This window comes from Streptomyces sp. PA03-5A, assembly GCF_033792725.1.
Taxonomy (GTDB): Bacteria; Actinomycetota; Actinomycetes; order Streptomycetales; family Streptomycetaceae; genus Actinacidiphila.
This window is the reverse complement of sequence record NZ_JARAVL010000039.1, coordinates 8,179-21,224: the sequence shown is the minus strand read 5'-3', so window position 1 is coordinate 21,224 and position 13,046 is coordinate 8,179. Positions and strand designations below refer to the sequence as shown.

Below are 13,046 nucleotides of genomic sequence, written 5' to 3'. Positions count from 1 at the left end.
GTCCGGCACGGGGCGGGACCCCCGGGACCTCCGGGACCCCCAGGCCTCAGACGTAGCGTTCCAGGATGGAGGACTCCGCGAGGCGCGACAGCCCCTCGCGGACGGAGCGGGCCCGGGCCTCGCCGACGCCGTCGACCGTCTGCAGGTCGTCCACGCTCGCGGCGAGCAGCTTCTGCAGCCCGCCGAAGTGCTCGACCAGCCGCTCCACGATCGTGTTCGGCAGCCGGGGCACCTTCGCCAGCAGCCGGTAACCGCGCGGCGAGACCGCGGAGTCCAGCGCCTCGGGGGAGCCGGCATAGCCCAGCGCCCTTGCCACGGTGGGGAGTTCGAGCAGCTCGCCCTGCGGCAGCGAGTCCAGTTCGGTGAGCGCCTCGGGGACCGTGCGGCTGCGCTTGGCGGTCGGCTCCGGCACGTAGTCGCGGACGACCAGCTCGCGCTCGGGCTCGACGCCCGCGATCAGCTCGTCCAGTTGCAGGGAGAGCAGCCGGCCGTCGGTGCCCAGCTCGACGACGTACTCCGCGATCTCCGTGGCGATCCTGCGCACCATCTCCAGGCGCTGCGCGACCGCCGTGACGTCCCGGACGGTGACCAGGTCCTCGATCTCCAGGGCGGAGAGGGTGCCCGCGACCTCGTCCAGGCGCAGCTTGTAGCGCTCCAGGGTGGCCAGCGCCTGGTTGGCGCGGGAGAGGATGGCCGCGGAGTCCTCCAGGACGCGGCGCTGACCGGCCACGTACAGGGCGATCAGCCGCATCGACTGGCTGACGGAGACGACCGGGAAGCCGGTCTGGATGGAGACCCGCTGCGCGGTGCGGTGCCGGGTGCCGGTCTCCTCGGTGGGGATCGACGCGTCCGGCACCAGCTGGACCCCGGCCCGCACGATCTTGGTGATGTCCCGGTCGAGGATGAGGGCGCCGTCGAGCTTGCACAGCTCGCGCAGCCTGGTGGCGCTGAACTCGACATCCAGCACGAAACCGCCGGTGCACAGTGATTCGACGGTCTTGTCCATGCCCAGCACGATGAGGCCGCCGGTGTTGCCGCGCAGGACCCGCTCGAGGCCGTCCCGAAGGCCCGTGCCGGGGGCCACGGCGCTCAGGGAGGCGCGCATCAGACCCTCACCGCCCGAGCCCTCGCGACTCCAGGCCTTGCCGGGAGCTGACGCCCGGTCGTTGGCTGCCACTGCTCTCCTCCGGTCGTACGGATGCCCGGATGGGCGAGACCAGGGCAAAGTTTACCGTCGGAAGGGTCAGGGACGTGGGGCCCTCTTGGGCAGGACGCGCAAGGCGTCCCCTATGTCCGCCACCTCCGTCACCTTCATCCCCGACGGGATCTTCCCCGGGTCCGGCGGCACGAGGGCGTGGGTGAAGCCCAGCCGGGCCGCCTCGGCGAGCCTGCGCTGCACCCCGGTGACCCTCCTGACCTCGCCCGCCAGGCCCACCTCACCCACCGCGACCAGGTTCTTCGGCAGCGGCGTGTCGATCGCGGCGCTGGCCAGGGCGAGCGCCACCGCCAGGTCGGCGGCCGGCTCCCCGAGCTTCACGCCGCCGACGGTCGCCGTGTAGATGTCCTGCTTGCCGATCGACCGGATCCGGCCGCGCTGCTCCAGCACCGCCAGCATCATCGACACCCGGGAGTTCTCCAGGCCGGAGGTCGTACGGCGCGGGGAGGGGATCTGGGTGTCGACGGTCAGCGCCTGCACCTCGGCGACCAGTGGGCGCTTGCCCTCCAGGGTGACCGTCAGGCACGTGCCGGGGACCGGCTCGTCGCGCCGGGTCAGGAAGAGGCCGGACGGGTCGGCCAGGCCCGTGATGCCCTCGTCGTGCAGCTCGAAGCAGCCGACCTCGTCGGTGGCGCCGTAGCGGTTCTTGATGCCCCGGATCAGCCGCAGGCGGGCGTGGCGGTCGCCCTCGAAGGACAGCACCACGTCCACCAGGTGCTCCAGCAGCCGGGGGCCCGCGATCGCGCCGTCCTTGGTGACGTGGCCGACGAGCAGCGTCGACATGCCGCGCTCCTTCGAGGCGCGGATGAGCGCGCCCGCCACCTCGCGGACCTGGGCCATGCCGCCGGGGGCTCCGTCGATCTCGGGGGAGGCGACCGTCTGCACCGAGTCCAGGATCAGCAGCGAGGGCTTGACGTCGTCCAGATGCCCCAGCACCGCCGACAGGTCGGTCTCGGCGGCGAGGTAGAGGTGGTCGGACAGGGCGCCGATGCGGTCGGCCCGCAGCCGTACCTGCGACGCGGACTCCTCACCGGTCACGTAGAGCGTGCGCGCCTGGGGCCCGGCCGCCTTCGCGGCGACGTCCAGCAGCAGCGTCGACTTGCCGACGCCCGGCTCCCCCGCGAGCAGCACCACGGCCCCGGGCACCAGCCCGCCGCCCAGGACCCGGTCCAGCTCCGGCACGCCCGTGCCGCGCGCGGTGGCCTGGCGGCCGTCCACCTGCCCGATCGGCTTGGCCGGCGTCGTCACCCGGCCGGCCGCGGTCGTGCGCACCGGCGACGCGCCGCCGTACTCCTCGACCGTGCCCCACGCCTGGCACTCACCGCAGCGGCCGAGCCACTTGACGGTCGTCCAGCCGCACTCCGTGCAGCGGTACGACGGACGGTCCTTGGAAGCGGGGCGGGTGCGGGCAGCCATGTGCCGCACGCTATCGGGTGCCACCGACAACGCCGCACCGCCCGGGGCGCGGGTCCCTGCCGTCCCGCTCCGGAAAAGGCTCGCGCACGTGGCCGGAGGGTCACCCGACGGGGTGAGCGGCGTGTGCTCTTTCGGGCGGGATCACCACCCATTTGGATTAAAGCCCGCCGTGATGCCTGAGGGTGTACGGGTCGTGGTCCTACCGTCACGGAGTGATGAGCAGCAGGTCTGACACACCCTCCCAGACAACCGGCGCGCACCGCCGACACCGCGCGCCGGTCCAGCGTGGCCGCACCGCGCCGGGGACCCCGGGGTCCCCGGCGCGGCGGCGGCCACGCCCGCAGGGGACCCTGCCCGCGCAGCCCCCGGCGCACTACGAGCCGTACCTGGACGGGCTGTTCACCTACTGCCTCTCCGTGCTGTGCGAGCACGACTCCGCCGCCGCCGCCCTCGGCGACGTGCTGGCCGTGGCCGAGCGCCAGCGCGCCCGGCTGCGCGACCCCGAGCTGCGCAGGCCCTGGCTGTACGCGCTGGCCCGCTGGGCCTGCCTGCGCACCCTGGCCGAGGGGCGGCCGGTATCGGTGCAGGCCTCGGCGGACGTGGCCGCCCGCAGACGCGGCGAACTGGCGGCGCTGGCCTGGCCCGAGGCGGCCGGCACCACCCCCGAGCAGCGCGAGGCGCTGGAGCTCGCCGTCCGCCACCAGCTGGCGCCGCACGAGGTGGCCCTGGTCGTCGGGCGGGAGCAGGACGCGACGCGCGCACTGCTCGCCCAGGCGGCCTGCGAGGTGGAGCGCACCCGGGCGGCGCTCGCCGTGGTCGAGCTCGGCAACTGCGCGGCGGTCGCCCGCCTCGCCGGTGACGCCCGGGTGCTGCTGGGCTCGGCGCTCCGCCGCGAGCTGGTGACCCACGTCGACGTGTGCGCGCACTGCCGGGTCACGGCCGAGCGCGCCGTGGCGACGGGACCCTGGCCGGGCCTGGCCACCACCGCCGCGACGGCCGTGCTGTCGACGGTCGAGGCGCCCCGCTCCGCCGCGTACGCCGCCTTGCTGCACGCCATGCGGGGCGGCGTCGGGCGCGCCCGCCAGGGCACCCCGCGCTTCGACCGGCACGGCTTCCCGATGGACCTGAAGGAGCGGATGGCGCGGCGGGCCCGGATGCGGCACCGCGCGGTGACCTCCACGGTGGTCGCGGCCGTCGTCGCGGCACCGGTGCTGGCGCTGTGGGCGGCGTACCACGGGGCGCCGCTGGCGCCCGAGCACAAGGGGGAAGGTTCCTTCAGTGCCGGCGAGGGCCTCGACGGCGTGCAGTACGAGAAGGCCGGTGTCGCGGGCGCGGCCGACGCGCGCGGGCGTTCCACGCGCGGCGGCCAGGGCCGTCTGTCGGTCTCCGTCGTGTCCGCCGCCCCCTCGGCGTCCGCCGCCGCCTCCGCCTCGGCCGGTGCCCGGGGCTCCGCCTCACCGCCGGGCGACGCCACGGACGGCGACGACCGCTCGGTGCCCCGCCCGGGCCGGCTGCTCGTCGAGGCCCGCTCGCGCGGTCACGTCACCGTCGTCACCCTCACCGCCGAGGGCGCGGCGCCGGTCCGCTGGCGGGCGGCCACCTCCGAGCCTTGGCTGCGGCTGAGCCGGAGCCACGGCAGGCTGCGGCCCGGGGAGAGCATGACGCTGACGGTCTCCGTGGACCGCTCGCGGGAGCCCGTGGGGCCGTGGACGGCACGGATCTGGTTCGACCCGTCGGGCGCGGTCGTCACGATCGAGGGGAGGGGGAGGCCGTCGCCTTCCCCCGACCCCTCTCCGACCCCGTCCGCCCCCGACCCGTCACCGAGCGACCCGCCGAGCCAGAGCCCCTCGGCCTCCCCGTCCTCCGCCCAGGGCGACGACCAGGGCGACGACTAGGCGTCCTCGTCCCCGTCCGGCCCCTGATCCCCGCCGCGGGAGCCCGGGACCGGGTCGGCGGGGTGCGGCGCCATCGGCAGCAGGGAGGCGAGCCGCTGCTCGCACAGCTCGACGAGCCGGTCGTAGCCCCGCGGCCCCATCAGCTCGGTGAGCTCCGCCCGGTACGAGACGTACACCGGTTCGCCCGCGCCGTGCGCGGACCGCGCGCCCGTGCACCACCAGTGCAGGTCGTGACCGCCGGGGCCCCAGCCGCGCCGGTCGTACTCGCCGATCGAGATCATCAGCACGCGCGTGTCGTCGGGCCGGTCCACCCAGTCGTACGTCCGCCGGATCGGCAGCTGCCAGCACACGTCCGGCTTGGTCTCCAGCGGCTCGCGGCCCTCCTTGAGCGCGAGCGTGTGCAGGGCGCAGCCGGCGCCCGCGGGGAAGCCGGGGCGGTTGAGGAAGATGCAGGCGCCCTGGTGCCGCCGGGTCTGCCGGTCGCCGTCCTCGTTGACCTCGGCCCAGCCGTCCTCCTCGCCGACCCCGTGGAACTGCCACAGCTCCGGGGTGAGCCGCTCCACGTGCCCCGCGACGCGCTTCTCGTCGTCGTCGTCCGAGAAGTGCGCGCCGAGGGTGCAGCAGCCGTCGTCGGCCCGGCCCGCCTGGATGCCCTCGCAGCCGCGGCCGAAGACGCAGTTCCACCGTGAGGTGAGCCACGTCAGGTCGCACCGGAAGACCTGTTCCTCGTCGGCCGGATCGGGGAACTCGACCCACGCGCGGGGGAAATCGAGCCCGACCTCGTCCGACACGTCCGGGTGATGCTGCCGCTTCGTCGCCTTTTTCACCTTCGCCACGATGTCAGGGTAAGCATGTGAAGCTCCTCCAGTGGTCACCCGCGCAGGTGCCCATACCCCGCATGTCCCCGGTCAAGGCGCGGCGCAGTAGCGTTCCGGGCATGAGACTCGGTGTCCTCGACGTGGGTTCGAATACCGTCCACCTTCTGGTCATGGACGCGCACCCCGGCGCGCGTCCGCTCCCCGCCTACTCCCACAAGGCGGAGCTGCGGCTGGCGGAGCTGCTGGACGAGGACGGCGCGATCCGCGAGGACGGCGTGCGGCGGCTGGTCGCCCAGGTCGCCGAGGCCCTGGTCGTCGCCGAGGACAAGGGCGTCGAGGACGTCCTGCCCTTCGCCACCAGCGCGGTGCGCGAGGCCGCCAACGGCGAGCAGGTGCTCGCCCGGGTCGCCGCCGAGACCGGGGTCGCCCTGACCGTGCTGTCCGGGGAGGACGAGGCACGGCTCACCTTCCTCGCCGCCCGCCGCTGGTTCGGCTGGTCCGCCGGCCGGCTGCTCATGCTGGACATCGGCGGCGGCTCCCTGGAGGTCGCCTACGGCATGGACGAGGACCCGGACGCCGCGGTCTCCCTGCCGCTCGGCGCCGGCCGGCTCACCAGCGGCTGGCTCCCCGGCGACCCGCCCACCTCCGAGGACGTGCGCGGCCTGCGCAAGCACGTGCGCGCCGAGATCGCCCGCACCGTGGCGGAGTTCAGCCGGCTCGGCGGGCCCGACCACGTGGTGGGCACCTCCAAGACCTTCAAGCAACTGGCCCGGATCGCGGGCGCGGCCCGCTCCGCCGAGGGCCTGTACGTGCAGCGCACGCTGAGCCGCAAGGCGCTGGCGGAGTGGGTGCCGCGGCTGGCCGCCATGACGGAGGGCGCCCGCCGGGCCCTCCCGGGCGTGTCGGAGGGCCGGGCCCGCCAGCTGCTGGCCGGGGCGCTGGTCGCGGACGCGGCGATGGACCTGTTCGGGGTCGCCGAGCTGGAGGTCTGCCCGTGGGCGCTGCGCGAGGGCGTCATCCTGCGGCGCCTCGACCTGATGACGAGCGACCGGGGCTGAGCGCGGCGCACGGCGTCCGTCGCCGTGCGGGCGCCGCGCCGCTCCGCCCCGCGTGTCGATCGCGTCACGTCGGCCGGGTGCGATGTGCCGTCGGGCCGACCGGCCGCCGTACGCTGTTCCCCGTGGCAGCCCCTGACCCTGTGGACCCGAACGGACACACCGTGCGCGTACCGGACGCGAAGGTCGCGCTGTCCACGGCCTCGGTCTACCCCGAGTCCACGGCGACGGCCTTCGAGATCGCGGCCCGGCTGGGCTACGACGGCGTCGAGGTGATGGTATGGACCGACCCGGTCAGCCAGGACATCGAGGCGCTGCGCCGCCTGTCGGACTACCACGGCATCCCCATCCTGGCGGTGCACGCCCCCTGCCTGCTGATCACCCAGCGGGTGTGGTCGACCGACCCCTGGGTGAAGCTGCAGCGCGCTCAGGCGGCGGCGGAGAAGCTGGGCGCCTCGACCGTGGTCGTCCACCCGCCGTTCCGCTGGCAGCGCAGCTACGCGCGGGAGTTCGTCGCCGGCATCTGGCGGATGGCGAACGAGACCGACGTCCGGTTCGCCGTCGAGAACATGTACCCGTGGCGCTACCGCGACCGGGAGATGCTCGCCTACGCCCCCGACTGGGACCCCACCAAGGACGACTACCGGCACTTCACCATCGACCTCTCGCACACCTCCACGGCCAGGACCGGGACGCTGGAGATGCTCGACCGCATGGGCGACCGGCTCGGTCACGTCCACCTGGCCGACGGCAGCGGCTCCGGCAAGGACGAGCACCTGGTGCCCGGACGCGGCAACCAGCCCTGCGCGGAGGTGCTGGAGGGCCTGGCCTCACGTGGCTTCGACGGCCATGTGGTGATCGAGGTCAACACCCGGCGCGCGATGTCGGCCGCCGAGCGCGAGGCGGACCTCGCCGAGGCGCTGGCCTTCACCCGGCTGCACCTCGCCGCGGCCGCGCGGGTGCGCTGATGGCTCCCGAGGACGGGACCGGCAGGCGCGGCCGCGGCCGCCCCGCCGGGAGCCGCTCGGGCACCGCCGAGACCCGCGAGCTGATCCTCGCCGCGGCCCGGCAGGAGTTCTCCGCCCGCGGCTACGACAAGACCTCGATCCGCTCCATCGCCAAGTCCGCGGGCGTGGACCCGGCGCTGGTGCACCACTACTTCGGGGCGAAGGAGCAGGTCTTCGAAGCCTCCATCGAGTTGAGCTTCGAGGCCGCCTTCGGCGTCCCCGACGTCCTGGCGACCGGCCCCGCGGGCGTCGGCGAGCGCCTGGCGCGCTTCTTCGTCGCCATCTGGGAGAACCCGGTCTCCCGGGCCCCCATGCTGGCGATCGTCCGCTCCGCCGTGACCAACGACACCGCCGCGGGCGTGCTGCGCGGCATCGTCCTGCGGCGGCTGCTGGAGCGCGTCGCGTCGGAGCTGAAGGTCCCCGACCCCCGGCTCCGCGCGGAACTCGCGGGCGCCCAGATGATCGGCATCGTGATGATGCGCTACGTCATCAAGCTCGAGCCGCTGGCGTCGGCGGACATGGAGGACGTCATCGCCCTCATCGCGCCGACCCTCCAGCGCTATCTGACCGATCCCGGGCCCGTCACGGGGTGAGCCGCCCGCATGGCAGATGGGTCGACAATGGGGGAGAGCGCCCTGTCGCCGGCCCGCTGCGGACCTGTCGTGTCCGGTACCGGATCGCCATCCACACGGTGGACTCGCCGTCCGCAATACGGACACACCGCCGCGTACCACGACCGGGGGCGTACGCTCGAAGGCTCCGAGATGGAAACGTAGGGAGTGGTCCCCGTGCCCGAGCTGAGGTCCCGCACAGTCACCCACGGCCGCAACATGGCGGGCGCCCGCGCCCTCATGCGCGCCTCGGGCGTAGCGAGCGAGGACATCGGCAAGCCGATCATCGCGGTGGCCAACAGCTTCACGGAGTTCGTGCCCGGGCACACCCACCTGCAGCCCGTCGGCCGCATCGTCAGCGAGGCGATCAAGGCCGCGGGCGCCGTGCCGCGCGAGTTCAACACGATCGCCGTCGACGACGGCATCGCCATGGGCCACGGCGGCATGCTCTACTCGCTGCCCTCCCGCGACCTGATCGCCGACTCCGTCGAGTACATGGTCGAGGCGCACTGCGCCGACGCGCTGATCTGCATCTCCAACTGCGACAAGATCACCCCGGGCATGCTGATGGCCGCCCTGCGCCTCAACATCCCCACCGTCTTCGTCTCCGGCGGCCCCATGGAGGCCGGCCGTGCCACCCTCGTCGACGGCACCGTCCGCACCCTCGACCTGATCGACGCGATCGCCGACGCCGTCAACGACAAGATCTCCGACGAGGACATCCTCCGCATCGAGGAGAACGCCTGCCCCACCTGCGGCTCGTGTTCCGGCATGTTCACCGCCAACTCGATGAACTGCCTCACCGAGGCGATGGGCCTGTCGCTGCCCGGCAACGGCTCGGTCCTGGCCACCCACACCGCCCGCAAGGCGCTGTACGAGGACGCCGGCCGCACGGTCGTCGACATCACCCGGCGCTATTACGAGCAGGACGACGAGTCCGTGCTGCCGCGCTCGATCGCCACCTTCGAGGCCTTCGAGAACGCCATGGCCCTCGACATCGCCATGGGCGGCTCCACCAACACGATCCTCCACCTGCTGGCCGCGGCCCAGGAGGCGGACGTCCCCTTCGGCCTCACCGACATCGACGCCGTCTCCCGGCGCGTGCCGTGCCTGGCCAAGGTCGCGCCCAACGTCGCGAAGAACCGCACGTACTACATGGAGGACGTGCACCGGGCCGGCGGCATCCCCGCCCTGCTGGGCGAACTCCACCGGGCCGGCCTGCTCAACGAGGACGTCCATTCCGTCCATTCCCCGTCGCTCGCCGACTGGCTCAAGACCTGGGACGTGCGCGGCGGCTCCCCCTCCGCCGAGGCCGAGGAACTCTGGCACGCCGCCCCCGGCTGCGTCCGCTCCGCCGAGGCCTTCTCCCAGTCCGAGCGCTGGGAGGCCCTCGACCTCGACGCCGCCGAGGGCTGCATCCGCTCCGCCGAGCACGCCTACTCCAAGGACGGCGGCCTGGCCGTGCTCCACGGCAACCTCGCCGTCGACGGCAGCGTGGTGAAGACCGCCGGCGTCGACGAGTCCATCTGGACCTTCGAGGGCCCGGCCGTGGTCTGCGAGTCCCAGGAGGAGGCCGTCGACAAGATCCTCCGCAAGGAGGTCAAGGAGGGCGACGTCGTCGTCATCCGCTACGAGGGCCCCAAGGGCGGTCCCGGCATGCAGGAGATGCTCTACCCCACCTCCTTCCTCAAGGGCCGCGGCCTCGGCAAGGCCTGCGCGCTCGTCACCGACGGCCGCTTCTCCGGCGGCACCTCGGGCCTGTCCATCGGCCACGCCTCCCCCGAGGCGGCGTCCGGCGGCACGATCGCGCTGGTCGAGGACGGCGACCGCATCCGCATCGACATCCCCGGCCGCAGCATCGAACTCCTCGTCCCCGAGGAGGAACTGGCCGCGCGCCGCGCCGCCCTCGGCGGCGTCTACGCCCCCAAGAACCGCGACCGCAAGGTCTCCCTGGCCCTCAAGGCGTACGCCGCGATGGCCACCAGCGCCGACAAGGGCGCCGTCCGCGACGTCACGAAGCTGGAGGGCTGACCCCGGGCCCGCCCCCGTCGTCGTCCCCGGGACCCCTTCCGCCGATCCCCACGATCACCAGCGGGAGGGGTCCTTCGCGTCCACGGCGAACACACTGCCGTCCGGTGCGGTCGCGAACACCTTCCCGTCGGCGACGACGGGGGAGGGCGGGGATCCCGGGTAGTTGCCCGGACGCGTTCCCATACGTGGCTTCGTCTGTCCGATGAAGGCCCCCCGTTCGGAGTCCACGGCCAGGAGCCGTCCGTCGAGGGCGGTGAAGTACACCCGGTTCCCGACGACGGTGGGTACGGAGCCACCACTCACCGACGTCTCCAGACTCCATGGTTCGACCGCCGTGCGGCCTTTGGAGCGGCGGGTGTCGAGGCCGATCAGCTCGCCGCCGTGACCCAGGAGGTACACCTTGTCCCCTCGCACGGCGGTCTGCGGCTGGTTGAGGAGCGGGGTGATCGGGATTCGCCGGTGCGAGCCGGTGGCCGTGTTCAGCCGGACGACGGCGTCGGTGCGGTAGAAGCCGTCCACGGAGGTGAGGAAGAGGTCCGTGCCGGACTCACCCACGGGGATCAGCTGCCCGTCGAGCCGAACCTGCCGCTGCACCGTCCCGTCCGTCTCGTTCACCGCGGTCACCATGGTGGTGCGACCGTCCGCGCCGACCTCGACGGCGTAGACACGACCCGAGGTGCCGTACGCGGACAACGCAGGCTGGGTGTGGCCCGGCAGATTCACGCGCCACCTTTCCCGGCCGGTGGCGCCGTCCACGGCGATGACCGTTCCGTCGCGTCCGGCGAGCAGCACCGTGGCGCCGGCGCTGTAGAACGCGCCCTGGTAGGCCGAGATGTCCAGGGCCCATCGCACCTTCCCCGTGGCCGCGGACAGGCCCGTCAGCCGCGATTCGTCGTCGTTCACCACGCGGACGACGCCGCCCGACAGGACGGGCGGATGGGGATGCGCGGCGGTGCCGCCCTTCACGGGCGCCTCGCGGACCGACCATTGGATGAGCCCGCTGTCGGCGTCCAGCTTCGCCGCCTCGACACCCGGTCCGGCGCAGAACAGGGCCTCTGCCCCGGACGCGCAGGCTGCCGTGCCGCCACTACCGTCTCCCCGGAGGGTGGCCGCCCACGGGTGGAAATCCCCACCGCCGGTGACCCGGGATCCGGTCGAGTCCAACGGCGTTACGTCATCGTGTCGTTGGGCCAGCAGGGAGGCGCCCGCGGCGAGGACACCCAATGCCAGGACGGCGGCGAGGGCACTTCGGGTCCGGCGGTTTCGGGACGTGGAAGCCGGAGCTGGACCGGGCGCTTCGGGTCCGGACCCGGATCCCGGCTGGGGCGCTTCCGGGGGGATCGCGCCGTCCGCCGATCGCCGCTGTGACGGGATGAGGGCGTCCGCCGGGACGCTCTCGAGGTCGAAGGAGCCGAAGGTCTGGGTGTCGTACGAGGCCGAGACCTTCCTCAGCTCCGTCATCAACGCGTCCGGAGTGGGCCTGTGGTCCGGGTCCTTGGCGAGGCATCGCTCGATGAGCGGCCGCAGATCTCCAGGGACGCCGTCGAGGTGCGGTTCGTCGTGGACCACTTGGTACGCGACGATGTAGGGGCTGTCCGAGTCGAAAGGACTGCGTCCCGTCGCGGCGTGGACGAGCACGCCGGCCATGGCGAAGACGTCGGCGGCGGGCCCCACCGATCGGGGCCGGCTGAACTGTTCGGGCGCCATGAAGGGAGGCGTGCCGATGAGCTTGCCCGTCTCGGTGCGCACATCGCTGTCCGGTGGTCGCGAGATGCCGAAATCGATGACCTTGGGACCATCGGCAGCCAACAGCACATTGCCCGGCTTGAGATCGCGGTGGACGACGCCCACCCGGTGGATGTCCCGCAAGGCCTCGGCGAGTCCTGCCATGAGGTAGCGGACCTGGGCCGGCGGAACCGGCCCGTTCCGCTTCACGAACTCGGCCAGCGTCGGCCCGGGTATGTAGAGCGTGGCCATCCAGGGGCGTTCGGCATCCGGATCCGCGTCCACGACGGATGCGGTGAAGGCGCCGCTGACCCGCCGGGCGGCGGTGATCTCCTGGCGGAATCGCGCCCTGAACTCCGGGTCCGCCGCGAACTCCTCGTGCACGACCTTGACGGCCAGCCGCATGCCGGATGTCGAGCGTGACAGGTGCACCACGCCCATGCCGCCGGCGCCGAGCCGCCCTTCCAGCCGGTAGGGCCCCGCATATTCCGGATGTTCCGCTTCCGGGTCGGTCCCGGGTCTCCGCACTGGCGGCATGACCCACCCCCGTGTGTTCGTCAGCAGCCGCAACTCGGTGAGCCTAGTGGATCCCCGTTACGAGGACGGCTCGGATTGCTAGCCTGCACTTGACAGAGCGTGAATCCTCACGGGGGTGGGCACATGGCCGAGAACAAGCTTGACGAGCCGGTGGGCGATGCGAGTGACGGGCCCGCAGGGGCGGAGACCGCCGTCGCGGCCGCCGACTTGATCTACTACTCCGTGGCGCCCGGAGCCCGTCTCAACGTGCGATCCGGCCCCGGAACCAGCTACCACATCGTCAAGGTCCTTCCGTACGACGCCAAGGTCCCGATCTTCTGCCAGACGCCTGGGACCACGGTCAGCGGTTACTACGGGACGTCGAACATCTGGGACTGCATCGGCACCAACCAGTACGTCTCCGACGCCTACGTGCACACCGGCAGCGACGGCTACGTCGCGTCACGCTGCAGCTGACGTCGGCGACTCGGCACAGCTCACGCCCATCGCGCCACGCGGCTCCCCGGCCCACCGGGGAGCCGCGGCGCGCATCCGTCAGTGATCCGTCCCTCAGGAGGAACGTGTTGAGCAAGGGCAAGGGCAAGAGCAGGCGCACGGCGCTGGTGACCGGTGCGGCCACGATGGCCGGTGCGGCCTTCCTCGTGCTGGGGGGTGCCGCCGAGGCGACCGCGGCGTCCGCGGATCTCGTGTACTACTCGGTCGCCCCCGACGTACGGCTCAACGTCCGTATCGGCC

The 13,046-nt window shown here is 73.0% G+C and carries 10 protein-coding genes; 6 read left to right on the top strand and 4 right to left on the bottom strand.

All coding sequences use genetic code 11. The features are described 5' to 3' along the window. Positions 1-46: 46 nt before the first annotated feature. Positions 47-1,177 carry a DNA integrity scanning diadenylate cyclase DisA gene (disA, locus tag PV410_RS35770; RefSeq protein WP_500330173.1) on the bottom strand — a complete coding sequence of 377 codons (1,131 nt, stop codon included), beginning with the start codon at positions 1,175-1,177 and terminating at the stop codon, positions 47-49. Positions 1,178-1,243: 66 nt separating this feature from the next. Then, entirely contained in the window at positions 1,244-2,632 is a 1,389-nt protein-coding gene (radA, locus tag PV410_RS35765) for a DNA repair protein RadA (RefSeq protein WP_500330171.1), read from the bottom strand. 215 nt (positions 2,633-2,847) lie between these two features. Between radA and PV410_RS35760 the strand changes: the two genes are divergently transcribed. Further along, positions 2,848-4,527, top strand: a complete 1,680-nt coding sequence (locus PV410_RS35760) for a BACON domain-containing protein (RefSeq protein WP_500330170.1) — start codon at positions 2,848-2,850, stop codon at positions 4,525-4,527. On the opposite strand, the gene PV410_RS35755 is transcribed toward PV410_RS35760, so the two are convergent. Beyond that, a complete protein-coding gene (locus PV410_RS35755) occupies positions 4,524-5,363 on the bottom strand; it encodes a DUF3109 family protein (RefSeq protein ID WP_500330168.1) in 840 nt (279 codons plus the stop codon). The genes PV410_RS35760 and PV410_RS35755 overlap by 4 nt on opposite strands. 101 nt (positions 5,364-5,464) lie before the next feature. Here PV410_RS35755 and PV410_RS35750 point away from each other — a divergent pair, with 101 nt between their 5' ends. From PV410_RS35750 to ilvD, 4 genes are all read left to right on the top strand, one after another. Next, on the top strand, positions 5,465-6,403 hold the full coding sequence (locus PV410_RS35750) for a Ppx/GppA family phosphatase (protein ID WP_500330166.1): 939 nt from the start codon (positions 5,465-5,467) through the stop codon (positions 6,401-6,403). A 161-nt stretch (positions 6,404-6,564) separates the two neighbouring features. Beyond that, entirely contained in the window at positions 6,565-7,368 is an 804-nt protein-coding gene (locus tag PV410_RS35745; protein ID WP_500330252.1) for a sugar phosphate isomerase/epimerase family protein, read from the top strand. Beyond that, positions 7,368-8,000: a TetR/AcrR family transcriptional regulator gene (locus PV410_RS35740; RefSeq protein ID WP_500330164.1), complete on the top strand. Its 633-nt coding sequence runs from the start codon at positions 7,368-7,370 to the stop codon at positions 7,998-8,000. The genes PV410_RS35745 and PV410_RS35740 overlap by 1 nt, the downstream gene beginning before the upstream one ends. 195 nt (positions 8,001-8,195) lie before the next feature. Further along, a complete protein-coding gene (gene ilvD, locus PV410_RS35735; protein WP_500330162.1) occupies positions 8,196-10,049 on the top strand; it encodes a dihydroxy-acid dehydratase in 1,854 nt (617 codons plus the stop codon). 54 nt (positions 10,050-10,103) lie between these two features. Here the strand turns inward: ilvD and PV410_RS35730 are convergent, their stop codons facing one another. After that, positions 10,104-12,311 (bottom strand): serine/threonine-protein kinase, encoded by a 2,208-nt coding sequence (locus PV410_RS35730; RefSeq protein ID WP_500330160.1) that lies wholly within the window; start codon positions 12,309-12,311, stop codon positions 10,104-10,106. A gap of 123 nt (positions 12,312-12,434) precedes the next feature. On the opposite strand from PV410_RS35730, the gene PV410_RS35725 reads away from it, so the two are divergent. Beyond that, the gene (locus PV410_RS35725; RefSeq protein WP_500330159.1) at positions 12,435-12,767 is read left to right on the top strand and encodes an SH3 domain-containing protein; all 333 of its coding nucleotides are present in this window, start codon (positions 12,435-12,437) and stop codon (positions 12,765-12,767) included. Positions 12,768-13,046: the final 279 nt, after the last annotated feature.

What these genes read in the sequence shown, in the direction of transcription:
- PV410_RS35740 (WP_500330164.1), top strand. Translation starts at nt 7,368, where the DNA reads ATGGCTCCCGAGGACGGGACCGGCAGGCGCGGCCGCGGCCGCCCCGCC.
- radA (WP_500330171.1), bottom strand. Translation starts at nt 2,632, where the DNA reads ATGGCTGCCCGCACCCGCCCCGCTTCCAAGGACCGTCCGTCGTACCGC.
- PV410_RS35725 (WP_500330159.1), top strand. Translation starts at nt 12,435, where the DNA reads ATGGCCGAGAACAAGCTTGACGAGCCGGTGGGCGATGCGAGTGACGGG.
- PV410_RS35760 (WP_500330170.1), top strand. Translation starts at nt 2,848, where the DNA reads ATGAGCAGCAGGTCTGACACACCCTCCCAGACAACCGGCGCGCACCGC.
- PV410_RS35750 (WP_500330166.1), top strand. Translation starts at nt 5,465, where the DNA reads ATGAGACTCGGTGTCCTCGACGTGGGTTCGAATACCGTCCACCTTCTG.
- PV410_RS35730 (WP_500330160.1), bottom strand. Translation starts at nt 12,311, where the DNA reads ATGCCGCCAGTGCGGAGACCCGGGACCGACCCGGAAGCGGAACATCCG.